Annotated in this window: 19 protein-coding genes; 12 read left to right on the top strand and 7 right to left on the bottom strand. The window is 46.6% G+C overall.

Going from position 1 to position 24,247, the window contains the following annotated elements; translation table 11 throughout:
- Positions 1-111 precede the first annotated feature (111 nt).
- On the bottom strand, positions 112-711 hold the full coding sequence (locus A10D4_RS04835; protein WP_008488103.1) for a TetR/AcrR family transcriptional regulator: 600 nt from the start codon (positions 709-711) through the stop codon (positions 112-114).
- 83 nt (positions 712-794) lie between these two features.
- On the opposite strand from A10D4_RS04835, the gene A10D4_RS04830 reads away from it, so the two are divergent.
- A complete protein-coding gene (locus tag A10D4_RS04830) occupies positions 795-2,147 on the top strand; it encodes a DHA2 family efflux MFS transporter permease subunit (protein WP_040502557.1) in 1,353 nt (450 codons plus the stop codon).
- Positions 2,148-2,210: 63 nt separating this feature from the next.
- On the opposite strand, the gene A10D4_RS04825 is transcribed toward A10D4_RS04830, so the two are convergent.
- Both A10D4_RS04825 and A10D4_RS04820 read right to left on the bottom strand, forming a co-directional pair.
- Positions 2,211-2,690 (bottom strand): carboxymuconolactone decarboxylase family protein, encoded by a 480-nt coding sequence (locus A10D4_RS04825; protein ID WP_008488101.1) that lies wholly within the window; start codon positions 2,688-2,690, stop codon positions 2,211-2,213.
- 36 nt (positions 2,691-2,726) lie between these two features.
- Positions 2,727-3,335, bottom strand: a complete 609-nt coding sequence (locus tag A10D4_RS04820; RefSeq protein WP_008488100.1) for an FMN-dependent NADH-azoreductase — start codon at positions 3,333-3,335, stop codon at positions 2,727-2,729.
- 118 nt (positions 3,336-3,453) lie between these two features.
- On the opposite strand from A10D4_RS04820, the gene pdxR reads away from it, so the two are divergent.
- Positions 3,454-4,845, top strand: coding sequence for a MocR-like pyridoxine biosynthesis transcription factor PdxR (gene pdxR / locus A10D4_RS04815; protein WP_008488099.1), 1,392 nt, complete (start codon positions 3,454-3,456; stop codon positions 4,843-4,845).
- Positions 4,846-4,914: 69 nt separating this feature from the next.
- Here the strand turns inward: pdxR and A10D4_RS04810 are convergent, their stop codons facing one another.
- A complete protein-coding gene (locus A10D4_RS04810) occupies positions 4,915-5,886 on the bottom strand; it encodes an oxidoreductase (protein WP_008488097.1) in 972 nt (323 codons plus the stop codon).
- Between the two features lie 85 nt (positions 5,887-5,971).
- On the opposite strand from A10D4_RS04810, the gene A10D4_RS04805 reads away from it, so the two are divergent.
- Both A10D4_RS04805 and A10D4_RS04800 read left to right on the top strand, forming a co-directional pair.
- Positions 5,972-6,904, top strand: coding sequence for an AraC family transcriptional regulator (locus A10D4_RS04805; RefSeq protein WP_040502578.1), 933 nt, complete (start codon positions 5,972-5,974; stop codon positions 6,902-6,904).
- 212 nt (positions 6,905-7,116) lie between these two features.
- Positions 7,117-10,083: a di-heme oxidoredictase family protein gene (locus tag A10D4_RS04800; protein ID WP_008488094.1), complete on the top strand. Its 2,967-nt coding sequence runs from the start codon at positions 7,117-7,119 to the stop codon at positions 10,081-10,083.
- A 26-nt stretch (positions 10,084-10,109) separates the two neighbouring features.
- Here the strand turns inward: A10D4_RS04800 and A10D4_RS04795 are convergent, their stop codons facing one another.
- Together A10D4_RS04795 and A10D4_RS04790 are read right to left on the bottom strand one after the other, a co-directional pair.
- Positions 10,110-10,406 carry a hypothetical protein gene (locus tag A10D4_RS04795; protein WP_008488093.1) on the bottom strand — a complete coding sequence of 99 codons (297 nt, stop codon included), beginning with the start codon at positions 10,404-10,406 and terminating at the stop codon, positions 10,110-10,112.
- A gap of 197 nt (positions 10,407-10,603) precedes the next feature.
- Positions 10,604-11,725: a Fic family protein gene (locus tag A10D4_RS04790; RefSeq protein WP_008488092.1), complete on the bottom strand. Its 1,122-nt coding sequence runs from the start codon at positions 11,723-11,725 to the stop codon at positions 10,604-10,606.
- A gap of 362 nt (positions 11,726-12,087) precedes the next feature.
- Here A10D4_RS04790 and A10D4_RS14545 point away from each other — a divergent pair, with 362 nt between their 5' ends.
- From A10D4_RS14545 to A10D4_RS04755, 8 genes are all read left to right on the top strand, one after another.
- Entirely contained in the window at positions 12,088-12,270 is a 183-nt protein-coding gene (locus A10D4_RS14545; protein WP_420196182.1) for a zinc ribbon-containing protein, read from the top strand.
- Between the two features lie 77 nt (positions 12,271-12,347).
- A complete protein-coding gene (locus A10D4_RS04785) occupies positions 12,348-13,121 on the top strand; it encodes a DUF3800 domain-containing protein (protein WP_008488090.1) in 774 nt (257 codons plus the stop codon).
- 124 nt (positions 13,122-13,245) lie between these two features.
- On the top strand, positions 13,246-13,473 hold the full coding sequence (locus A10D4_RS04780; RefSeq protein WP_008488089.1) for a helix-turn-helix domain-containing protein: 228 nt from the start codon (positions 13,246-13,248) through the stop codon (positions 13,471-13,473).
- Positions 13,473-14,972 carry a type I restriction-modification system subunit M gene (locus tag A10D4_RS04775; RefSeq protein WP_008488088.1) on the top strand — a complete coding sequence of 500 codons (1,500 nt, stop codon included), beginning with the start codon at positions 13,473-13,475 and terminating at the stop codon, positions 14,970-14,972. Before A10D4_RS04780 ends, A10D4_RS04775 begins: the two co-directional genes overlap by 1 nt.
- Before the next feature lie 18 nt (positions 14,973-14,990).
- Entirely contained in the window at positions 14,991-16,061 is a 1,071-nt protein-coding gene (locus A10D4_RS04770; protein WP_008488086.1) for a hypothetical protein, read from the top strand.
- On the top strand, positions 16,062-17,561 hold the full coding sequence (locus A10D4_RS04765) for a type I restriction-modification system subunit M (RefSeq protein WP_008488084.1): 1,500 nt from the start codon (positions 16,062-16,064) through the stop codon (positions 17,559-17,561).
- The gene (locus tag A10D4_RS04760; protein WP_008488083.1) at positions 17,562-18,710 is read left to right on the top strand and encodes a restriction endonuclease subunit S; all 1,149 of its coding nucleotides are present in this window, start codon (positions 17,562-17,564) and stop codon (positions 18,708-18,710) included.
- A gap of 2 nt (positions 18,711-18,712) precedes the next feature.
- On the top strand, positions 18,713-21,763 hold the full coding sequence (locus A10D4_RS04755; protein ID WP_008488082.1) for a type I restriction endonuclease subunit R: 3,051 nt from the start codon (positions 18,713-18,715) through the stop codon (positions 21,761-21,763).
- A gap of 12 nt (positions 21,764-21,775) precedes the next feature.
- Here the strand turns inward: A10D4_RS04755 and A10D4_RS04750 are convergent, their stop codons facing one another.
- Positions 21,776-23,431, bottom strand: a complete 1,656-nt coding sequence (locus A10D4_RS04750; RefSeq protein ID WP_008488081.1) for a reverse transcriptase domain-containing protein — start codon at positions 23,429-23,431, stop codon at positions 21,776-21,778.
- Positions 23,432-24,247: the final 816 nt, after the last annotated feature.

Below are 24,247 nucleotides of genomic sequence, written 5' to 3'. Positions count from 1 at the left end.
AAGTCATACCCAGAACGCGTTGCCGATCCTAGTGTATGCTTGCCTGATCCTACGAAATTTTTCGCCGAGTGGTTTTGTCGATGCGCTGCTCCGTTGCGACAAAACCCCGAGTTAAGCGCTTAACCGCGCTAAATACGCAGTGATGTTTGCCTTTGCTTGGCTTGCTGTTTGCTGACCCACCAACAGCGCTGCGCCGAGGCCGTGCACCAACGCCATCAAACACTGCGCCTCTTGTTCCGCATGCAGGTTTGAGGAAAATTCAGCGTTATCGATAGCGCTTTGTATAATTGCCGTCAGTTGCTCCTGTAACCGCGTTGGCCCGTCGACAAAAGCACGATTTGAAATCGTCTCATCGGTCAACGCCAGCATAGCGAATGACGTCCACAACAACTGAAATTCGCGACTTTGCTGGTCGAGCGGTAATGCGGTTGCGACAAAAGCTGCCAGTGTGTCGGTCGCCGATAGTGGTTGAGGTAACTGTGCTATACGTGCTGACCATAGCCGATGACTGCGCTGCTCAAGGTAATCCAACCCCGCCTGCATAAGGTCGGCTTTGCTGTCGAAATAATACTGTACTAACCGCAGTGAAATACCGGCCTCTGAGGCGATCTGTCGCAGCGACACACGGTGCATGCCCTCGCGCGCCGCAAACACCAGCAATGCTTTGATGATAACGAGACGGCGTTGCTGATGGTCGACTTTGCGCGGCATGACTACGCTCCTGAATTTGGCTATCTTTTTTTGTGTTACGATCGTATCATCAAAAACTCGTATCGCGTTAACTATTTTTGATTATGTCACATTCACCGCCGTCAATCCCTGTTCGACTCTGGTTGATCGCCAGTATAACCGGCACCGGTGCGTTCTGCTCGATGCTTGATGCCAGCGTTGCCAACCTAGTGCTAGTGCCCATCCAAACCACCTTTAATAGCACGCTCACCGAAACACAATGGGTCGCGACCCTGTACCTGTTGACGATGGCCATCAGCTTGCCCTGCACAGGCTGGTTAAGCTGCCGCCTAGGACGAGAGCGGGCATGGCGGTTAAGTCTACTGGGATTCGTCGTCGCCTCGATGGTCTGTGCGCTGGCGACCAATTTAACCATGCTGCTCATCGCACGAGCGGGTCAAGGCCTCGCCGCCGGTATTATGCTACCGGCCGGACAAGCGATACTGGCGAGCCGCGCCAACCCACGACAACTGGGGCGACTGATGGGCACGGTGGGTCTGGCCGTAGCGCTGGGACCAGCGTTAGGCCCGGTGCTTGGTGGTTACTTAACGGATCTGGCGAGTTGGCGGTGGATTTTCTGGATCAATGTACCACTTGGGCTAGCCGCCGTTTGCTGTTCGTGGTGTATATTACCCAATCGCCGACGTTCTCACTCACTCGTATTCGACGGCTTTGGTTTCGTCTTAATAGCGATTAGCTTGCCGTCACTGGTTTACGGCACGATCAAGCTCAACGGCGAGAACACCATAGCTTGGGCGCTAGCGGCTATAGCCGTGGGCGCGAGCTCGTTACTGATGTTTATTGTGCGCAGCCGCACGCAAGCGGCGCCGCTGCTGCAACTTAAACTGCTGCGGCGACCGATATTTCATGCGGCTTGCCGCAGTGCGTCGTTGTGTGGCGCCACGTCGTTCGCTGGGCTGCTGTTATTACCCATTTACTTACAAAATCGGCTGCAGCTCTCGACTGCCAATAGCGGTTTGATGTTGCTAGCATTGGGCTTAGGATCTGCTTTCACCTTACCCTTTGCCGGCGCCATGACAGACTGCTGTGGGCCGGCGCGCAGCGCCCGTTACGGCGGTCTTTTGATGACGCTGGCAGTTGTGCCGTTGGCGCTGCAACTCAATGTTACCCTAGCGGTCATTGCCTGCTTGCTGTTCCTGCATGGCATTGGACTGGCATTGACACAAATGCCAGCCATGACCGCCGGTTTTAACGCCACATCGCTGACGGACAAAGACGACGGTGCGGTGTTACTTAATATTGCTCACCGGCTTGGCGGCGTTTTCGGCGCCGCTGTTGTGGCTGCCACCTTACAGGAATGGACAATTGATGGAGCTTTTATGTTGTTAACCGTGTTAGCCAGCATGGCGTTATTATCGACGCTCGGGTTGCAGTCAACTGACAACACTAAGGCATAAGCCGGAGCTATAAAAAAGCTAGCGACACGCGTCGCTAGCCGGATCGGGCTTAATTCATTTGTACTAGCTTAGACCCGCTTTGTTTAAGCCAAAAGCGGTATCTTGCGAGCCGGGCTCGACCAATGCGAGAATTTGCATCCGGTTCCAAAAATTGATGAGGCCGATGCTATACGTCAGCTCTGATATTTCTACCTCGCTAAAATGCGCTTTCGTCGCTTGATAAAGTTCGTCGCTAACGCCGCTATCGGACAACTTAGTTAACGCCTCGGTGAGCGCTAATGCCGCTTTTTCCTTTGCATTAAATAACGGCGATTCGCGCCAAATGGCGACATGGTAAATACGTAGCTCACGCTCGCCCTTAATCTTTGCCTGTTTAATATGCATATCCAAGCAAAATGCGCAGCCATTCAACTGTGATGCGCGGATATCGATCAAGCTCTTGAGCAGCGGGTCAATGGCGGTTTTATAGGCCACCATGCTGGCATCCATTAAAGCCTTGGTCAGCTCGGGGGTCGTATCAAAATGGTTTAATCGTGCAGTCATGAGTATCGCTCCAAATGGTTTACTTAAGTGGTTTCGTTAAAGCCGAAGAAAATCAATGGCAGCTAAGGCCTCCGGTATCGCTACCGCTTTGGTTTGTGGGTGATGAGTACCATCCACCCGGATGAATTGCACATCGGTAATGCCGATGTAACGCAATGCTGTTGTCATATAAGGCGTAAATTGGTCGTCGCTTTCGGTCGGGCGTCCCAGCAGTGGCGTGCCGTTAGCCATCACCACAAATACTCGCTTGTTGGTGACCAAACCGATTTTTTCACCAGCCTCATTAAAGGTAAAGGTGCGGCCAGCACGGGTAATATGGTCAAACCAAGCTTTTAGTACCGATGGTAGGCCTAAATTCCACATCGGCGATGAGATCAACAGCAGATCATGCGCAAGCAGTTGATCGACCAAGAAATCTGATTGCGCGATGGCTTGTTGTTGCAGCATGCTACGCTGTTCAGGCTTAGTCATAAACGCAGCGACCGTGAGCGCATCTAAATGTGGCAGAGGATGCTGCGCCAGATCTAACACGCTTTCCGATATTGTCGGATAGTGCCGCTGTAGCTTATCCAAGACTTTTCCAGCTACCTGTCTGGAAGCTGAATCGACGACATTGGGGCTGACTTTGATGTGTAATAGTTTCATACTGACTCTCGGTAAAAAGATGAGCGGTTTAGGCTCGCTGTACGCCACTGATAGAGAGATTCTAGTCCGCCATGGCGTATTTGAAAGATACAAAAACAATGTATTTAGGTAGGACATCGTGAGCGGTTATCAGACCATTTATCAGCGCTATAAACAGCAGATATTGAACGGCCAGCTAAAACCCGGCGACAAAGTCGCGTCGATTCGCGTATTAGCGGCCGACCTAGGCGTCGCGAAAAAGACTGTGGAGACGGCTTACAGCATCTTGATTGGGGAAGGCTATCTGGTTAGTCAAGGTGCACATGGCACTCGCGTTAACCCTGATCTAAAATTGCAGCGCCGCCCACCGCCAGACAACATAGCCGTCGCCGATCATGAGTTACAACAACTGATCGATATACGCGATAACGCGGGGCATTTTCGCTTGGGTATCCCGTCGCTAGACGCGTTCCCTTATAAAAAGTGGTTATTACTTGCCGCTAAGGCCGTGCGTGCCATGCGTCCCGAGCACATGCTGATACCTCCGGTAATGGGACATCAGCCATTGCGACAAGCCATCGCTAACTACGTAAATATTTCTCGCGGCCTGAATTGCAGCCCCCATCAAGTCTGTATCACCAGTGGTTACAAACAAAGCCTCGCGCTGATATTGCAAACATTAGCCGCTCCACAAGATAAAGTTGTCTATGAAGATCCCGGCTATTTTTTTGGCCATAAACTGCTGCAGCGTATCGCCAAGAACCTACATTATGCACCGGTCGACCGCGATGGTATCAATGTCGACTACCTACTCAAGCATCACCAAGATGCTCGCTTTGTCATTATCACGCCAGCACATCACAGCCCGTTAGCGGTGACCTTGTCTTTACCCAGACGTCAGCAGCTATTGAATTGGGCGCAAACCCGGCAGGCATGGATCATCGAGGACGATTATGACGGCGAGTTTCATTACAGCAAGAAAGTGTTACCCGCCCTAAAAAGCCAAGATCCCGGCGATCGCGTCATTTATGTTGGTACTTTTAGTAAAACCATCATGCCAGCGATGCGAACCAGCTATATAGTGCTACCCAAAAAGCTGGTTAACCGTTTTCACGAAACAGCAGAAATCGTTGCCACCGGTCTGCCGTTATTACCACAGCAAATTCTCAGTCGTTTTATTGCCGAAGGGCATTTTTTTAAACACTTGAAAAAAATGCGCTCGCTTTATCAAGCTCGCCGGCAGATGGTATTAAATGCGCTGCATCAGGTTTATCCGCAACGCTTTTATGTTGAGCTTAGTGATGGCGGCATGCACCTAGTCGCGTTTCTAAAAAGCGGCAGTCAAGACCAACAATTGGCAGAACTTTGGCAGCAACATCAACTGTTAGTATCGCCGTTATCGCTATGGTATGCCGGTAAAACCAAACGTTACGGCTTGGTCATCGGCTATACCAATATTACATCGGAACAAGAAGCCATTACCGCCTTCAAACGACCCTACCAACAAACTGTTGCGCTTTTGAACGGTTAACATTGTTTGAACTATAAGCGAGGCTGCAATTTTCACTGCAGCACAAACTCGACGGCAATTGATTTTAATCTATGCAATCGGCCCGATTGTCATGCCGGTCCACTTTTCTGAGAGTTGCCATAGACGCTCGGCGTTTTCAGGATCGGCAGCCCATTGTGCAACGCCCTTACGCCCAATTTCAGAATGATTTATCGGAGCAATATTACAATCTTCGCAATAAACTCCGCCTAAGCCATCTAATTGAGAGCTCGTCGCACACCATAATCCGGTAGCGGCGCCTTGTTCGATTGTCTTCAAACCAATCTTAGGATCGACTCGTTGTTGCCCATGCTCGTCAAAGACATCAAACGCTTCAATCTCATCATTATCGAGATAGCGTGCTAGGTTTGTCATAATTTGACCTGGATGCAGAGAAAAAGCACGGACCCCACAATCTCTGCCACGTCGGTCCAATGACATAGCAAAAAGCGCGTTGGCGGTTTTAGATTGACCATAAGCGGTCCACTTATCGTAAGGTCGGTGGACAAAATCGATATCATCAAATTCAATTCCCGCAATCTGATGTCCGCGCGATGACACCGAAACGACACGCGCATTTCCACTCGCGACTAGCGCTGGCCATAAACTACAGGTCAAGCGGAAATGTCCTAGGTGATTAACTGCAAATTGACTTTCATGTCCATCAGTATCGCGTGCTAGCGGAGCTGCCATGATGCCAGCACAATTAATCAGTAAGGAAATTGGCTTATTCACTATTCTCTCGCTAAAAGCCTTTATTGAGTCTGGCTTGAGCAGATCCATCGTCATCACCCGAACGCCATCGGTATCCCCCAGCATCGCTCGCGCCCGCTCAGGGTCTCTGGCTGGTACGATAACTTTTGCGCCAACTTTAGCTAAAGCCTTGGTAGTAACCAAGCCTAGACCTGAATAACCACCTGTAATAACCGCTAATCGACCACTCAAATCCAAACCTGCTACGACTTCTGCCGCAGTCGTGGCGGCGCCAAACGGAGATGATAAGGGCTGTTGAAGTGTTTCCACGTTGTCGTCCTCATTACATTGCAAAGAACCTTATTTTTCTTTAAAATTTTTGGACAAACCAGTCTATATAATCCGGGTTTATATCTTGATCGTCCAAAATGCGGTACCTGATCCATTATCAGATGTACTTGCCTTAGCAGGTCTGAATGCAAGCTGTTCAGTGCGGCTATATGCTGGCGGAGATTGGGCACTACGCTTCCATCCTATTGAGCTAAAGTTTAATACAGTAAGGCACGGAGAATGCTGGCTACGCATACCAGGCATGCCTCCATACTATTTGCGAAAAGGTGACTGCTTCATTGTATGTCGTACACCTTTCGTACTCGCCAGTGATGCTCATATAGAGGCGATTGACGCCGCTGAAATATTTGCTCAGCCGACCACGTCTTTAACCGTCGGTGCTGGAGATACGGTAGCGCTATTGGGGGGAAGCGTGGCTCTTGAAAATTCAGGTGCTGACGGACTACTTGAACTTCTGCCGCCTGTCATCGTGATCAATGCTGAATTGGATCGGGCATCATCGTTTGCTTGGCTACTTGACCAACTTGATAACGAGTGGCGGTCCTCTCAGGCCGGCTCTTACGCCGTGTGTAACGAACTGCTAAAAATAATCTTCGTGCATTCACTTCGCCAATATATGGGTACGGCTAACCTTGCCGATATTGCTTGGCTGGGTGGTTTACAAGACCCTGTTATTGCTAAGGTGATGAGCGCAATCCATGCGTCTCCCACTAAATCTTGGCGTCTTATTGATATGGCAAAGATAGCCTGTATGTCGCGATCGAGTTTTGCTGCATTGTTCAAAGCCAAGGTTGGTAAAGCTCCGATTGAGTATGCCTCATGGTGGCGTATGCAGATCGCCGCGTCACGCTTGAAAAACGGTGTCGACAGCGTTGGACAAACTGCAGCATCGTTAGGTTATCTATCCGATGCAGCATTTGGCGTCGCTTTTAAACGTATGCACGGAAAGTCACCCGGGCAATACCGACGAGAGGCAAACTCGCGACCGTCAGGTTGATGTAGTCTAGGCCTTAAGAAAAGCTATTTATATTGAACTGATCAGTTCAATATAAACAAGGCTTAACGAAAGGTTAATAGAAAATTAACTTCAAAGCGGCAATAACGTTATATTAGGTTGGTTAGTTATTAATGGCAGGCACCGAGTTTGAACATCCAAGTTGGCTTAATCGCCAAGGCACAGGTGTTAGGTATCGATTACGGAGAATCATCATGTCGCTTGAGTCCATTCTCGCAGCAATGACGCTGTCACAACGCATCAACAAAAGATGGTTGCTGGTACCACTGTTAGCGCTAACGCTCGCTGCCTGTGGTGGTGGTGACGACGGTAGCAACGACAATAGTTCGCCACCGGTTGACAACACACCGACCGAACCGGAGCCTGAAACACCGCCGACCGAGGACTTGCCCGAACCCGATTTGGAGCCTGCGCCCGGTAACAGCATCAGCCCATTGCCCTCGTCCGATGCCCCTATTCTGCCAGCGCCACCGGCGGCTTTACGACTATCGGCCAGCTACGATAAAAGCCAGTTAGCACAGCCCATTGCCGGTATTAACGCGACGTCATCCGGCGATGAGAACGATAACAATACGGCCAACAAAGCCGTTGACGGCGACTTTAGCAGCCGTTGGGAAAGCGCCTGGGGTGACGCTGTCAACGACCCCGACGACGCTTGGTTGCAATTCGATTTTGGTGCGAAAACCGCCATCGGTTATATGAAGCTGTACTGGGAAAACGCATACGCCGACGAATACGCCATTTACGTCTCTGACGACGCCGTAGACTGGTATCAACTGCGCTATATCACCGCTGGCAAAGGCGATACCGAGGCCTTTTTTAATCTCAATATCGACGTCCGTTATGTGCGCATACAGGGCGTACGTCGTCATACCCAGTACGGCTACTCATTATTCGAGGTTGAGTTTAAAACACCCGGGCGCGATAACTCCATGGCAACGCTGGACACCTCGTACATACCTAGCGGCCGCCAGCCTTTGCCAGCGCCAGCCGAACCCATTGAAAGCCTCAGCTTTACTTTGCCCGACGGTACGCTGGTCACGCGCTTTGGCATGGTTGGCCGTTCCCGGCACGCGCGCGAACGCGGTGAAGCATGGAACGAAATCGGGTTTGGCGCCAACGATACCGTCGATGGACAAGGCAATCCGGTCGATAACGGCCCCGGTGCGCACTTAAACTTTGTCGCCAATTACTTTAAAAACCGTACTTGGGGTGTCGAGTTTATCGACAACAGCAATGTCGCTGGTGTTAGCGAGCCTCGCATTATCGTTAACCAATACTTTCAACAGGCGCAAAAAGGTGGTGGACATGCCTTTGTACGGCGTTTCGACGACCCCAATGTCACCGGCTTTGGTTGGATGAGCCCGGGTGATTTGTTAGATGATTCGACCTATTTAAGCGACGGCGCGCCTTGTCCCGTGGTCGAAAAACCGGCAAATAATGAGCTATTGAACCCCTCTAGCGGCTATGCCGGCGTTATCGGCGCCAACGACGGCTGTAGTGTGGTGTTTAATACCTATCCCGGCCATCGCGCCTTGTCGGCTAATGCTGACGGCGTGCTGGTGCCCAATGGCAACAGCGTGGCGGCAAGAGCGCTGAAAAAGGGCGATATTATTGAGTTTACCAGCTCGTTTTTCTCGACTCGTGCGGCTATGGATGCGGTCGGCGACGACGGTGCCGTACGTTATTACACCAACGAGTTGACCTATGTTATGGGTGAGGGTTTACGGCCTTGGTACGGCGTGCAACCGCGGCTGATGAACCAGCCGTTACCCAAAGCGACGCTACAAGGCGGCATGGGTTCTGTGTCATATGATTACGCCGACAATGCCAGCTTTATTTTTCAGCAGCCACACAACAATGTCGGCATGCAAAACATTCAGCGCTTTATGGAAGGTCGACGCTGGTTGCATACCAACCTGTGGAGTGGCGAACATAACGAAGACGGTAACGACCGCAATGACGCCGGGCGGCGCTTGCAAGGTCAGCACTTTAATCAATCCACTTGCGTCAGCTGTCATATTAATAACGGCCGCAGCGTCGCACCGGTGGCGGTTAATCAGCGTTTAGACACCATGGTGGTGCGTGTGGGCGCGGAATCTGATTCGGCTAACGGTCAGTATTTACCTCATCCAATTTATGGTCAAAGCCTACAAATGAATGCGCGTTCAACCAGCACCGGAGCCTCCGAAAACTGGGGTAATGCGGCCTATGTCAGTGGTTTTGAGGGCTATAACGTCAGCCTGGCTGATGGCACTGTGGTGCAGTTACGTAAGCCCACCATCGCCTTTGAAGGACCGCTACCGGCGTCGTATTCGTTGCGCGCAGCGCAGCCGCTGATCGGCATGGGTCTGCTTGAAGCGATTGATGATGACACCATTTTAGCGCGCGTTCGCACCAGCCCTGATGCCGATGGTGTGCTGGGCACCGCTAACTATGTTTATGATCCGGAAAGTGGCGCGGTACGTTTAGGCCGCTATGGTTGGAAAGCCGGTAAGGTTAGCCTGCGTCATCAGGTCGCAAACGCCGCGTTGCTGGATATGTCGGTCACCTCATCGCTGTATCCCAATCGCGATTGCTTAGCCGGACCGCAGTATTGCGACACCGCTAGCGGCAGCGAGCCGGGCTTGCCCGACGATGCGCTAGAGCTGATGACCGACTACTTGCAGTTGCTCGCCGTACCAGCGCAGCGTAGCGTGCGCAGCGGCTTTCCCAAGGGCGTGGCGGCGCTAGCCTACTTAGATGTCGAGCCAGAACAAGTGGCACAGGGGGAGCAGGTATTCAAGGACATTCGCTGTAACGCTTGCCACGTCAGTGAAGTACAAACCAGTACGCGCTCGAAGTTTGCCGAAGTGCGCAATCAAACCATACGCCCGTACACCGATCTGCTATTACACGACATGGGCGATGGTCTCGCCGATAATTTTAGCGAAGGGCTTGCGAGCGGTCGCATGTGGCGCACACCGGCATTATGGGGAGTCGGTTACACGCAATACGTCGCCGCTGACATTCCGGTCGGTTATTTACATGATGGTCGCGCGCGCACATTGACCGAAGCCATTGTCTGGCATGGCGGCGAAGCCGAAGTGATAAAAAACCGCTTTATCAACCTCAACCGCGCCGACCGCGAAGCGCTATTAGCGTTTTTAGGGTCGCTGTAAGGCGAGTTACGCTAGGACGTTCTGCTCTAATGTAGCCGATGCTCGCGGCAGGCGGCGATTTGTGCGGCCGGTAACGAAATGCCGATAACCGGCTGCAGCGCGGCCTGCACGTCGCTAAGCAAAGCGCGGAATTGCTCGGCCATTTGCGCGTCATTCACGCTTTCAGCAAACACCAGCGTGACCTGTAAACTTTGTGGGAAGCGCTGATAATTGACCTCGTGAGTCAGCCAAATAAAGCCCGGATGGTCAAGCTTAGCTGCCTCACACAACTCGGTCAGCGCACGAATGATGTCGCGTTCTCGTTTTTTATCGGTTTTACGCATGAGATTGCCTTACATCTTGATACAGAACAAAAATTGATTTCATCTTGACCCTCTCCTAGTGTTTTTAATAGGCAACGGCCACTCTTTAGCCTCGGCGAATAACTTAGATAGCGCAAAGCTGGATCAATATTTAGCTAGCTTAGCCAACAACGCCACTTAAACCTATAGCTGGCACTTGGCTACGAAAGGACTGGATTCTATGGGGTTACTCGATACCTTGTGCTTCTCCCGCCTCCTGGTAGTTTCTCCAACACACTGTGCTCAACTAAATCAGTCAAATGGCGGGTGGCTGTGGCCTTACTAACCTTGGCAACGCGTTGGTACTGAGTGGCGTTGATACCTTGCTCAAAATCGCCATCAAGTAAACGATTGAGCACTTTTCGTTGGGATTCTGACAATGGTTTATCGGCATGCCGAGCCCAGAACTTTGTTTTGAACAGGGTTCGCTCAATTCTTGCCAACGCTCCTTCGACAGACTGCGTGAGCGTCTCAATAAACCAAACTAGCCAACGAGTAATGTCGATACCATGCTTTTGCGTATGCTCGAGAATGTCGTAGTAGGCATTACGATGTTGCAAAATGGCCTCAGACATCGCAAATAAACGAATACTGTTCTGGTCACTCTGAGCCAATGCTCGATCAGTTAGCGCCCTAGTGATGCGACCATTACCATCTTCAAATGGATGAATGGTCACAAACCAAAGATGAGTAATTCCAGCACGAACTAACGGGTCCAGGCCGCTATCTGCAGTTTCGTTGAACCAGCCCACAAACCTATTCAGCTCGCTTTCGACAATCGACCGCGGGGGGGCCTCAAAGTGTACCCTCGGTTTTAGCATAGGCCCAGAAACAATCTGCATCGGCGACTCGCCACGCAACTCTCCCGGCACAACTTTTTGTAGCAGTGGCGTTTGACTTTGAAATAACCAACGGTGCCACTGTAACAACGTGTCGACGGTAAGCGGATGCTGCCAGGATGTCACGGCATCGCGCATTAAACTGGCCAGATGCTCACTCTGCTCTGAGGTCTTAATCGGATTTTGAGCGTTGATGCCGAATTGTCGGGCAAGCGACGATCGAACTGCGTAGACATCCACTTTCTCGCTCTCGATCGCAGATGAAGCAACAATATTGACTAGCAATGCATCGAGGGTGAACTCCTCATACCCATCAACTGAAGCCATCCGCCCTTTGAGTTGGCCAAGATGATCGTAGGCGCGTCGGAGTAATGGCTGTAACTGCTCAGCTTGCCATTTAAAATCTGGCCATTGAGAGTATTGCCAGAGCCATTCTCGAGATTGATTTTTCGTCGTTGCCATATAAGCACCATGCAGATTGCTTCATGAATGAGCTGTAAAACGAAACCATTCAGCTCAAAACATGAGCCGAATAATGGATCGAATCGGCTCATTGTGCAATTTTTGACGGATATCAGCAGGTCGCATCTGCGGTAGAACCGCAGGCTACTCGATGTTTTGGATTTGAATATTGAACACCTTTAAAAGCAACTGTAAATCAATCAATTACCTTTTATTTGTCATGCTTATTGAATTAAGGTAACCACGATACTCACCAATCCGCTTACCTACCCGCATGCATATCGAGCAGTTTAAAATTTGACCACTTCATTCCTTTTCGATAACTTCATACTTGTTCGGCTTCTCATTGACTTCCCTAGTCAATGAATGATGTTGCTTTTATTAGGGGCTTATCTAAAAGGATAGCAACCATGTCTACTACTGGCGAACAACCTGGAAAAGGCACTTACACATGCGACAACTGTGGCGAGAGCGTAACGCTTGATGATCACGACGATACGTTGCCGCCATGTCCGCGCTGCCACGAAACTGAATATACACCTTAGACAAAGGATCTAAAAGTGTAATCAATAGGAGCTAAAGCTCCCATTTTGTTACAACGGTATTAAGGTGATAAAACCGTATGGAATATTCTCTGTTTGCCGACGAAAGTGGCATTTCAAGCGCGGACAAATGTTACACAATTGGCTGTCTACTTGTTCCATGTCAGCACCTTAAACAGTTTGAAGCCGAGACTATCAGACTAATAGAAAAGCATAATTTACCAACAGATCGAGAGCTTAAGTGGTCACGCGTTAAAAGAAGCTACGCAGTGATTAACTTTATGATAGACGTCATTCGCTTAATAATGTCGTCCCCTGCATCATTTATCTGCAAAGTTACGTGGAAAGAACCCTACAGGAATTGGCACAAAAATGAAGAAGAAGCATTTTATAAGTCGTATACCATGTTAATGAATTTTTGTGCTAGCCGCTTGAATTCAGAAATCAAAGCTAAAATTGATGATAAATCAGATGCGTACAATAAAAGACATGAAGTTGTTGAGATAATCGCCAACCATCAGTTGAAGGGGTTGGGACGAATCAATTCCGTTACCAAATGCGATTCCAAGACCGAACTACTGATTCAAGTGGCCGACTTACTCACCGGAGCAGTAAATGCGTCCCATAACCTGTGGCTGACCCAAGGCAAAGCTGAAATTCATGAGGGTAAATTAGTTGCTATAAGCAAAATTGCGGAGTGTCTGGGTTGGAGCAATTTACACCACGATACTTATCCAAATGCTGACTTCAATATTTGGCATTTTCCTGAAGAAGAATATCGAGCTCAACCATCTACGGAGCGCGTTGAACCCAGTTTTGATGTAAAATACGTAACTTGGGAACAAGTTTCATAAACCACCACTCCCAACCTCGAAGTAAATAAAAACACTAATAATTTGATTTTAACTGAAATTATTCACATAAAAATAGAATCGTGTTAGTTTTATCGCAGCTTTCTCGAAACTCTTGGAGTAAGACATGATTCGCTGCCACCTCGCCCGCATGATGGGTGATCACAAAATGCGTATCAGCGACGTTATCCGTGAAACTGGATTAAGTCGAAATACGGTTACCCTCATGTATAAAGAAACCGCGCAAAAAATTGATTTGGAAGCGCTCGATAAGCTGTGCGCTCTTTTTGACTGCGAAGTTCATGACTTGCTGCAAAGGTCTTCAAGACCGCAACGATTAGTTATGGATAAATAATGACGCTAATAAAGTTAAAGGATTTAGAAGCACACCTATGGCATGCAGCCCACATCATCACAGGGCCCATCGATGCTTCTGATTACAAAACATACATTTTCCCGATCTTATTTTTTAAGCGTATTTGCGACGTTTACGATGAAGAATTTACAGAAGCAATGAAGCAAGTTGGTGACGAAGAGCTCGCCAAAGGCTCCATGTTCCATCGAATACAAATTCCAGAGGGTTGCCATTGGAGAAATGTTTTTGAACGCACCAAGGACATAGGACAGGCCTTAAAAGATGCTTTCCGCGGTATTGAGTTCGCTAACTCAAAGCTGCATGGGATTTTCGGCGATGCAAGTTGGACCAACAAAGAGCGTTTATCTGATGAGCTTCTGAGCACACTACTGAACCACTTCAATAAAGTGAATCTTGGTGTTGCTAGTGTCCGCAATGATGACATGGGACGGGCTTACGAATACCTCATTAAGCGGTTCGCCGATAAAGCAAACAAAAAGGCTGGTGAATTCTACACCCCCCGCACCATTGTCCGCCTAATGGTCAACATTCTCGATCCTAAGGTCGGTGAGAGTGTCTATGATCCTGCCTGCGGAACAGGCGGTATGCTGCTCGAAACCATCCACCACTTAAAAGAAAACGACGGCGACCCTCGCTTGTTAAAGCTCAAAGGCCAGGAGAAAAACCTCACTACCGAAGCTATTGCTCGCATGAACCTATTTCTGCACGGGCAAGAAGACTTCGAAATCGCTCGCGGCGATACGTTACGTGAGCCCAAATTTCTCGAGAACGATCAACTAGAGCATTTCGATTGTGTTATTGCGAATCCCCCTTTTAGCCTGAAAGAATGGGGACACGGCAGCTGGAGTGCGGATCCTTACGGTAGAAATCAGTTTGGTCTAGCCCCTAAAACCAATGGCGATTTCGCTTGGGTTCAGCACATGTTTGCATCGCTGAATGATACCGGCCGAATGGCTGTTGTTCTTCCTCATGGTGTTCTCTTCAGAGGCGCGGCAGAAGGGAAGATTCGAACTAAATTACTCCAGGATAATCGTATTGAGGCCATTATTGGGCTCGCATCAAACCTATTTTATGGAACAGGTATTCCTGCATGCATCTTGGTGTTACGCAAATCACGGCTTGCTTCACATCTTAATCATGTTTTGGTTATCAATGCAGAAGAAATCTATACCAAAGGGCGGGCGCAAAATACGTTATCTAACCAACAAGCCGATAAAATATACAAAATATACAGTGATATGGAGCAGCAAGGTCCTGCTGCTCAAGAGGTTGCAGGTGTTGCTCGCTGGGTGCCTCTCGATGAGATTAAAGAAAACGACTTTAACCTCAATATTGCTCGGTATGTACAAAAACCTTTAGAAGAAGAAACTATCACGGTAGAAGAAGCCTTGCGTAATTTCCAAGAAAAGTTGGCAGCACTTGAGCAGGCAGAAAGTGAATTAGAAGAGCTTCTTATCAAAGAAGGGTATGAGTTATGAATAAAAGAGTAGGTGATTATGCAACCAGTAAATGACATCAGCCCGAAAGAATCTTCTGAGCTCACCGTTTGTCTCATTCAAGCACTCAATGATGCTATAGATAGTGGTACAGATGAACCAAGTATAGTGGCAAACATCGCAAAAAATATTCCTGCCTACCTTAAAAAGAGCTCTAGGTTAGGGTCGTTTAATTTTTCATCGGGTAGCATCGCTAATGTACCTGGCTCAATCTTCGTACATCAAACACCTAAAGTTTCATATACGGGTATCGGCAAAACAAAAAGTGGCCAGCCCAAGTCGATAGAGGTAGGAGATCTCTTATTACTCTCTACTATTCAATCAAATACAGGTGAAGTAAGTAGACGAGCAATGTTATTTCAAGCAAAGATGTTCGAGTCAATTCCTGTTTCAGACACGGGGAATTCGGAACAACATAAACTATACAATGAGTGGCCAATATTCCACTACTTACGATCGACCAGAGATTTAAATGGCATGTATCGATGGATTTGTGATCTTGACCTGCATGGAAGTGCGAAGTACTTGCTATTAAAAGACACTGTTAGCCCGTTAGGGGGATGGCCTCATTGGTTACATAGCAGATTGCCAGACGCAAGCGCTCTTACCGCCAACCCAACTGATCCGCTAAGCCATTATTTTTGCTTTGTTCATGAGATATACAATTTTATTCTCGGTAACGCAGGGAAAGAGTTCAAAGTTTTGAATAAGAAAGAATATGATGACTTATCAACCCAGCATTCAGATATAGTAAAAAATTTCCACGTTAGCGGCATTATTCAGCCTATCTGTCCATGGCAGGAGGGATGGAGCTTACTGATAAATGATTTATTAAGAATAACATCACAAAAGCGAACGAGACTAATGGGCTCGAAGACAAGAAAGGGCGCTCGCGGTGTGAATACATCCTCGTATAAGGGGGAAGAGAGTAACAAAGTGATGAGCATACTAAATAAATTTGGTTTTTTCTCGGAACCGCCAAGTACTCACGAAGCAGACGACGAAGAGCCAAGCATTGGGCTCAACATCATTGAGTTTACTTTGATCTCAAATGAGAGGTTTCGCGATTAAATGTCTTCAATTAATAGAAAAAAGTTAGAAGACCTACTTTGGGGCGCAGCTGAGTTTCTGCGCGGCCAAATCGACGCTTCTGACTATAAGCAGTACATTTTCCCGCTGTTGTTTTACAAGCGTTTGTCAGACGTATATCTCGAGGAGTATGTTGAAGCTTTAGAGCTTAACGACGATGCCGAATATGCTGCAATGCCCATGTTTCATCGTTTTGATATTCCCAAAGAAGCGAGCTGGGAGTCCGTTCGCAATACGAGTAAGAATATTGGTGAAGCGATTCAAAATGCTTTGCGTTTGATTGAAGCAAACAACCCTCGATTGCATGGCGTTTTCGGTGATGCGCAGTGGACCAATAAGCAACGGCTGCCAGATCATTTACTTGCGGACTTAATTCAGCACTTTAGCAAAATTCCTCTTGGTATTAAGTCGGTTGCACAAGACGATTTAGGTGAGGCTTACGAGTATCTCATCAAAAAATTCGCAGATGATTCGGGTCACACTGCAGCTGAATTTTATACCAACCGCACAGTCGTGCACTTAATGACACGAATCATGGATCTAAAGCCAGGCGAAACAGCCTATGACCCTACTTGCGGTACCGGAGGAATGTTACTCAATGCAGTAATGGATTTGCGATCCAGAGGTGAGGAATGGCGAACCGTTCATCTGTATGGACAAGAAATTAACCTGCTCACATCAGCGATAGCGCGCATGAACATGTTCTTACACGACATTGAAGAGTTTGATGTGCTGCGCGGCGACACCCTGGCAGAACCCAAGTTTATTGAAAACGACCAGCTCAAGCAGTTTGATGTGATATTCGCTAACCCGCCTTACTCCATCAAAAAATGGAACCGCGATAAATTTGCCGCCGACCCTTACGGACGCAATCTCTTCGGAGTCCCACCGCAAGGCTGCGCCGATTATGCGTTTTACACCCATATCATTAAAAGCCTTAAGCCCGATACGGGCCGCGCCGCCATGCTCTGGCCACACGGCGTGTTGTTTCGCGATTCCGAGCAAAGCATCCGTAAACAAGTGATTGAATCGGACATCATTGAAGCGGTGATTGGCCTCGGGCCAAATCTGTTTTACAACTCACCAATGGAATCCTGCGTGGTGGTGCTTAATTGCAATAAGCCTGTCGAGCGAAAAAACAAGGTCTTGTTTATCAATGGCGTAGAACACGTCACCAGAGAGCGTGCCCACAGCCGCTTATCGGATGATGATTTAACCGTACTGTGCGAGGCCTACTTTGAACCAGAGCAGCAAAGCGACATTACTGCGTTGGTGGATATCGATACCATCAAAGAGAACCTCTACAACCTGTCGATTCCACTTTATGTACAAGCACAAAACAATGGCGAAGTGCACGATATTGAGCATGCCATCGAGACATGGAAGGTCAGCCGAGTGCAATTGAAAAAACAGACCAATAAGTTATTCCAAAGCCTTGCTGAGCTGGGATTTGAGACTGAAGTTAGCAAGGTGGAGCAATAAATGACTGAGCAACAATTACCTGAAGGTTGGCAAATGGTGAAGTTTGGCGATATCGCTAAACATATCTCCAAGCGTGTCGCACCCAGTGAAACCGACCTTGAAATCTATGTCGGGCTGGAACATTTGGACCCAGACAGCTTGAAAATTAAACGTCATGGTGTGCCCAGTGATGTGGCAGGTCAAAAACTTTTGGTGAAGAAGGGGCAAATCATTTTTGGCAAGCGCCGCGCCTACCAGCGCAAAGTGGCGGTGGCAGACTGGGATTGTATTTGCTCGGCACATGCCATGGTGCTTGAAGCGAACTCTAAAAATGTTATCCCTGAATTTCTGCCATTTTTTATGCAGTCTGATGTTTTTATGAACAGGGCCGTGGCAATTTCTGAGGGTTCACTATCGCCGACTATTAAGTGGAAAGTTTTGGCAGAACAGAATTTCCCTTTCCCTAATAAAGATTACCAGGAAAGTCTGTTAAAGATATTAACTGGTGCTGAGATGGTATTGAGAAGGCTTGAAGACAGCCTGCAATCAACCCAGCAGTTATTTACATCTTTCTTTGAAGATCGATGGAACAACTCTTTAGACTGGCCTAGTTGCTATTTGAAAAATGTATTAATTGGAAAGCCTGAGTATGGTGCCGCAGCGAAAGCTGTTCCATATGAACATGGGCGACCAAGATATATACGTGTTACTGATATTTCCGAATCTGGTATTTTGGATAAATCAGATGTTGTAGGCGTAGACAGCAGCTATGAAACTAAGTTTGGGCTAAATGACAATGATTTCCTCATTGCACGAAGTGGCAACACTGTCGGGAAGACTTTGCTATACAAGAAAGAGTTTGGACATGCTGTGTTCGCTGGGTATTTGATTAGAATTCGACTGAATCCAGAGTTGGTATTGCCAGAGTTCTTTCAAATTTTCACTCTTTCGGGAGCATATAATCGCTGGTTACGTGGAGCTGCCAGAGGCGGAGCTCAACCAAATGTTAACGCAAAACAAATAGAAGACATGCCTTTTAAATACCCGGCAATCAAAAAGCAAAAAGAGATTGTTGAAATGTATGGTCGGATAAAGCCAGTATTAAGTTCTTTAGTCGACAAAGGTACGCAGATAAAGACAGTTAAAAAAGCAATTTTTAGGATCGGGTAGATATGTTTAACGAACAAACCGTCACAGAAAATGGAATTATCGACCGCTTAAAGGGTTTAAGCGGGGTAAAGTGGACTTACTGCCACGGTGAGAGTCTGCCTAAAAAAGCGCAGGATATCTTCGTTGATGAATGGCTTAAAGACGCGTTGTGTTCGTTAAATCCAGATATAGCTAAACAGCCGGATTATGCGGATGAAGTCATCCATAAGCTTCGAGGGTTGATACTTGAAGCACGTAATACCGGTTTAGTTAAAGCTAACGAAAATTTCCAAGAATGGCTGATGGCGGAAAAAAGTCTCCCGTTTGGTGAGAATAGCGATCACATCACTATTAACCTGATTGATTACGATAATCTTGATAATAACCACTTTGTAGTAGCGCAGCAGGTGCATTACATCGCGGCTACCGAAGCCTATTTTGACATCGTGCTTTATGTGAATGGTATCCCTTTAGTAGTGGGCGAAGTGAAAACGGCGACTCGCCCCAGTGTTACCTGGCAAGACGGTGCCGCCGATTTTATGGGCGGTAAAAAGCACTATTGGAAAAACGTAGAGCCCTTCTTTGTACCTAACCTGTTGTGTTTTGCCAGTGAAGGTAAAACTTTTTCTTATGGTGCTATCAACGCCCGAGTGAAAGATTGGGGGCCATGGCACAACACAGATCAGCGTGAAGAAATTGTGCCTGGAATGGCTTCCGTCGTACAAAGCGCTGAGGGGTTGCTAAATCCAACAACCTTACTGCAATTACTTGAGTCGTTCGCGCTGTTTTCAACGGTCAAAACCGTTAAAAACACGCCACCCAAGCGCATTAAAATTCTACCGCGTTACCCTCAGTTTGAAGCTGCTAAGCAGATTGTGGATAGGGTGCGTAACGGCTATCCGAAAAAAGGCTTGATATGGCATTTCCAGGGCTCGGGTAAATCCCTATTGATGCTCTACACTGCAAAGATGCTTCGTGCTGACAATGAGCTTAATAACCCAACCGTATTGGTTGTGGTAGACAGGCGTGACCTGGACAGCCAGATCAACGAGACCTTTGGCGGTGCCGACGTTAAAAACCTCATCAAAGTACAAAGCTGCAAAAAGCTCGGCGAACATATCGAGAAAGACAGCCGTGGCATTCTGATTACGACCATCTTTAAGTTTAAAGATGTGGAGATTGATGACAGTAATCCTAACGGCCTCAATAATCGGGATAACATAATTGTATTAGTGGACGAAGCTCACCGCACCCAAGAAGGCGGTTTAGGTGAAAAAATGCGCTGGGCGCTTCCAAATGCACACTTTTATGGTTTAACCGGCACACCGATTTCGGGTATCGATCGCAATACTTTTAAGTTATTCGGTGCGGAAGAAGACCCCGGACGCTACATGAATCGCTACAGCTACAAGCAGTCGATTCGTGACGGGGCGACCAACCCTGTGAAGTTCGAACCACGTTTGGCCGAGCTTCGGGTAGACCGTGATGCCATCAACCAAGAATTTGAGCAGCTCGCCAAAGACAATAACCTAGACGATGAAGAAAAAGCGGCGCTTTCTAAACGCGCTGGCAAGTTGGCGGTGATGCTCAAAGCGCCTAAACGCATGGCCGCTGTCAGTAACGATATTGCTGAACACTTTAGCAGCCACGTTAAGCCGAAAAATATGAAAGGCATGGTGGTGGTTTATGACCGTGATGCATGTGTACAGATGTATTACTTGCTGGGCGAAAAGCTAGGCTTTGATGCCGTTGAAGTGGTGATGAACGTTGACCAAGCTCCTATCATTGACGACAAAGGTAAGAAAAACAAAGACTGGGCCAAGTGGGAAAGCGATAAGGACATTCCAGTTAAGGAAGAGGACTTCAAACGTTGGCGAACAATTGATGCTGAAGAACAAACTCAGAAAGCTCTTATCGAAGGCTACAAGGACCCACAGAACCCGCTACAGCTTATTATTGTTACCGCGAAATTGCTTACAGGTTTTGATGCGCCGATTTGCTATTGCATGTATTTAGATAAGCCGTTACGAGATCATACGCTTCTTCAAGCTATGTGTCGTACCAACCGCTTATATGAGACTGATGATACACGCAAAAATATGGGCTTGATCATTGATTACCTAGGCGTGTTTGAAAATCTGCGTACCGCGCTTGCTTATAATCCGGATGAGATCGAAGGTGTTGTTGAAGGCATTGAAGCTTTCAAGGCGTTGTTACCCACACAATTGGATAAGTGTTTATCTTTCTTCCCCGATGTAGATAGAACCCTTGAGGGATTTGAAGGCGTTATGGCGGCGCAAGAGTGCTTGCCAACCAATGAAAAACGTGACGAATTTGCTGCAAGCTTTGGTGTACTTACAAAGCTATGGTCAGCGATTAATCCTGACCCGTTTTTAAACCCATATCGGCAAGACTACAAATGGCTTGCGCAAATCTATGAATCGGTTCGCCCTGTCGGTCAAACAGGCGCGCTAGTTTGGGCTGCTCTGGGGCCTGAAACCATCAAGATGATTCACGATAATACGGATATAAACCGTATCAGAGATGATATTGATGAGCTCATTATGGACGAGCATGCGATTTTCACTCTAACGGAAAAAGAACAGGAGCAAAGAGCTAAGCGTCTTGAAATAGATCTTATGGGCCGATTGCGTGGCAGCGGCGAGCCAAAATTTGTGGAGTTAGGCGAGCGTTTAGAAAAGCTGCGACAAGATTATGAAGCTGGGGTAATCAAGGCTATTGACTGGTTGAAAGCGCTGTTAGATGCCGCAAAGGACACTGTGCAAGCTGAACGTGAAACTGGCGAGAAAGTGGTTACCGAAGAGGATAATGTTCAGGCCCTTACCAAGTTGTTCATGGAAACCCGTCCAAACAGCACTCCTCAAGTTATCCAGGATGTGGTGGAGCAAATCGACAAGATTGTTAAAGCTAAGCGCTTTGACGGCTGGCAAAACTCCAACAGTGGTCCCAGAGAGATACAAAAAGCATTATTGGTAACACTGGCCCAGTTTGGTCTTGGTAAAGATAAAGAGCTATTTAACAAGGCTTATGAATATATAGAAGGGCATTATTAGCGCCCTTCTATTTTATGGTTCAATGTCTATTCGTTTGGAAATAGTTTTAATTTGCTTTGATATTACTCGCTGATGGTTCTTCAATTGCTTGTTTATAGCAGGTGAATTCATAATAGCTGACGAGCGGTAAGCGTAAGCTGGAAAGTTTGTCATTCCGACATGACTATATAACTCCCTGAGCTTTTGTTGCTTTAAAGAGCCATCAGGATCATACTTTCTTTTTAGCTGTAAGTGATATTTTATTCCTCGCTTCAATTTCTTTTGGTACCTAGAAATAGATGAGGATCTAATGGTGATTTTGTTACCATCAAACTTAAAGCCCAGATATTGCAATCGAGAATAAACCAAGGCTTTGTCTGCTATTTTTGCGCAAGCAATATTGTTAGACTGTTTTGATATTGGCTTTTGTGTTCCATCGGGGTAAATGGCTTCAAGAGCACTTTCGGGCATGAATGCAAATTTTTCAGTCTTCTTTTCATTTACATCTAGTTTGAACTTTTCTGCAAGGTTGTAGACGAACTTCTCTAATTGCCTTGATGCACTTTCAACTTCTGCCTTGTTTTGGATAGGGATAATACATAGAAGATCATCACAATATCTATAGTATTTACCATTATGGCGTTCGGTATATTCATTTAACTCAACGTCAAAATCAATCATGTACATATTTGATAGTAAGCCACTCATCGGGGAGCCTTGAGGAATGCCTTTATTATCATTATTTCTGCTGATTTTTAGTTGCTTGTTTCTTACTACCTCTCTGAACGCTGAGCTTGAGCATATACGAGTTCTTCTTCTTCGTTTTTGAACTGGCTCCTTAAATGATGGAAGTGTTTTATAAAAGCTCTCTTTTATTATATTTCTAGATATTTTTTTAGGTTTGTTTTTAGATATTCCAAATAAATCATATACTTCATCTCTATCAACATAAGAAAATGATGTTATAGATTTAAATACTTTGAAGTGATGTTTTGGCAGGCTGGTGTGCTTTTGAGACTGGTTTATTACTTCAAGCCATTTATCTTTGATGATGCTGTGATCAAGGATGTCAAAAAAAGAGCTAACATCAAAGGCTAATACAACACATTTTTCATAATCTTTTATATCATTAAAAGCTTTTAAGCTGTGATGTATATTACATTTCCCTACTGAACCATTTCCTTTTCGAAAAGCCAAGACAATGTCATCAAGCTTCTTTTTCTTCAATAGCTTCTCGTAGTCGAAATATAGTAAGTCTGCATAGTAGGAGTAAATCAAGCTATCTAAATGACTAGCATAACAGATAGGACGCAGCTTCCATGTTGCATATTTATGAGGGTTTCCTTTAGTAGATATCAAAGCTTTAGATATTTCAGGGTCAGCCTCAATCAAATCTTTAACCGCTTTTGGGAGATTTTTCTTGTTATTTAGAGTTGCAGGTAGAGTTAGAGAATGCTTATTTAATAAATCAGATAAAAGTTTAATCTTTTCAGCTTTCGCTTTATAAAAGATGAAAGGCCAGAATGAGTGATTTTCAATATACTCTTCTTTAAATATCTTTTTGCACGCAGATTGGAAATTTGGTCTTACATCAAAATGAAGGTATGAAGGTCTTTTTTTATCTTTTTCGTTTCCTGTTACGTCAGAATATTTGCTTTTCCACGCAACTTTGATTTCTTTTTCGTCCATAAAAATGCCGTGACGAAACTGGAGAGCGAGGTTCCGGAAGTCTCATATCAATTGTGACAATACACAGTTTCGACAAAAGTCAGTTAGCTTTACGTCGTCTTATGTATGCTCTCCAGTCCAGTTACGGTTATGCCCTAAAGGGGAATGCATCGCACATACTTAAAAACTCAAAGCTATGGCACAAACTACCGTTTCCACCCAGTGGTTAAGCTAATTTCTGGGGCCGATTTATTAGGTCACTATTCCAGTATAATTATAAATACTCGGAAGTATTTCTACTGGTTACAGTTAACATTCTTCTGAAGATAACATTCACATTAGGAGTCACAATTAATATGAGCACCACAATTCAAATATTACAATCAGTTATATCCCTTTCCCTCCAAGTTCGTGTTGAGATTACACTCGCATTGGAGTTCTTGACAAGCATTACGCTTGTGCGGATATTATTATTTGTCAAGTCACACGAAGTGGGACTTGACATTAACTGTCTCCTCAGACGTCAGACTTAATTAAAAGCTACTCCAAGGTCAAAGCCCATAAAAGGCTTACGACCGTAATATTAAGATAATTGTGTTCTCTAAGTCAAGGCAATATCGAATTAACTTGTTGGTATAAAATGTTTTTTACTGGTAGCTGCACACCTTTTGTCACCTTATTGTACTTAAGGCCGCGTATCTATCTAGATACGACTATCCTTTGAGATGGTAGATGCTAAAAACCCTAAAAGCATCTACTAGGATTGTTCACCTCTTGGGGCAACGCCCGGTTGTGTAACTATCCCGTAAAATAATACAGCTCACTCGTAGAATTTCT

It is taken from the genome of Idiomarina xiamenensis 10-D-4, assembly GCF_000299895.1.
GTDB lineage: Bacteria > Pseudomonadota > Gammaproteobacteria > Enterobacterales > Alteromonadaceae > Idiomarina > Idiomarina xiamenensis.
This window is presented reverse-complemented; position numbering and strand designations above follow the sequence as displayed.

Excerpts from the sequence above, each read along its gene's own strand:
- A10D4_RS04750 (WP_008488081.1), bottom strand. The coding sequence starts at position 23,431 with ATGGACGAAAAAGAAATCAAAGTTGCGTGGAAAAGCAAATATTCTGAC.
- A10D4_RS04820 (WP_008488100.1), bottom strand. The coding sequence starts at position 3,335 with ATGAAACTATTACACATCAAAGTCAGCCCCAATGTCGTCGATTCAGCT.
- A10D4_RS04765 (WP_008488084.1), top strand. The coding sequence starts at position 16,062 with ATGTCTTCAATTAATAGAAAAAAGTTAGAAGACCTACTTTGGGGCGCA.
- A10D4_RS04760 (WP_008488083.1), top strand. The coding sequence starts at position 17,562 with ATGACTGAGCAACAATTACCTGAAGGTTGGCAAATGGTGAAGTTTGGC.
- A10D4_RS04835 (WP_008488103.1), bottom strand. The coding sequence starts at position 711 with ATGCCGCGCAAAGTCGACCATCAGCAACGCCGTCTCGTTATCATCAAA.
- A10D4_RS04780 (WP_008488089.1), top strand. The coding sequence starts at position 13,246 with ATGATTCGCTGCCACCTCGCCCGCATGATGGGTGATCACAAAATGCGT.
- A10D4_RS04785 (WP_008488090.1), top strand. The coding sequence starts at position 12,348 with ATGGAATATTCTCTGTTTGCCGACGAAAGTGGCATTTCAAGCGCGGAC.
- A10D4_RS04795 (WP_008488093.1), bottom strand. The coding sequence starts at position 10,406 with ATGCGTAAAACCGATAAAAAACGAGAACGCGACATCATTCGTGCGCTG.
- A10D4_RS04825 (WP_008488101.1), bottom strand. The coding sequence starts at position 2,690 with ATGACTGCACGATTAAACCATTTTGATACGACCCCCGAGCTGACCAAG.
- A10D4_RS04775 (WP_008488088.1), top strand. The coding sequence starts at position 13,473 with ATGACGCTAATAAAGTTAAAGGATTTAGAAGCACACCTATGGCATGCA.
- A10D4_RS04770 (WP_008488086.1), top strand. The coding sequence starts at position 14,991 with ATGCAACCAGTAAATGACATCAGCCCGAAAGAATCTTCTGAGCTCACC.
- A10D4_RS04800 (WP_008488094.1), top strand. The coding sequence starts at position 7,117 with ATGTCGCTTGAGTCCATTCTCGCAGCAATGACGCTGTCACAACGCATC.
- A10D4_RS04830 (WP_040502557.1), top strand. The coding sequence starts at position 795 with ATGTCACATTCACCGCCGTCAATCCCTGTTCGACTCTGGTTGATCGCC.
- A10D4_RS04790 (WP_008488092.1), bottom strand. The coding sequence starts at position 11,725 with ATGGCAACGACGAAAAATCAATCTCGAGAATGGCTCTGGCAATACTCT.
- A10D4_RS14545 (WP_420196182.1), top strand. The coding sequence starts at position 12,088 with ATGAATGATGTTGCTTTTATTAGGGGCTTATCTAAAAGGATAGCAACC.
- A10D4_RS04755 (WP_008488082.1), top strand. The coding sequence starts at position 18,713 with ATGTTTAACGAACAAACCGTCACAGAAAATGGAATTATCGACCGCTTA.